Here is a 307-nt window from a genome sequence, read left to right as displayed (position 1 = left end):
TCACAAATACAAAAGTAGGCGAAACAAAAGTAGAAGGAACGAAGACATGGAAAGACGATAACGCAACAGATCGTCCGACAATGATCAAAGTAGACCTTTTACAAAATGGTAAAGTAGTAGATACAAAAGAAGTAACAGCAGCAACAGAATGGAAGTACACATTTGAAAAACTCCAAGCATACGATGCAAACGGAGCAGCGTACAAGTATGAAGTGAAAGAACAGCCAGTACCAGGATATGAATCCAAAGTAAGTGGTACTGACATCACAAATACAAAAGTAGGCAAAACAAAAGTAGAAGGAACGAA

The 307-nt window shown here is 38.1% G+C and carries 1 protein-coding gene; it reads left to right on the top strand.

The features are described from left to right. On the top strand, nt 1–307 hold a 307-nt coding region (locus tag BAU28_RS04535), incomplete at both ends, for a Cna B-type domain-containing protein (protein WP_116500298.1).

This window comes from Bacillus paramycoides (assembly GCF_001884235.1).
Taxonomy (GTDB): domain Bacteria; phylum Bacillota; class Bacilli; order Bacillales; family Bacillaceae_G; genus Bacillus_A; species Bacillus_A paramycoides.
This window is presented reverse-complemented; position numbering and strand designations above follow the sequence as displayed.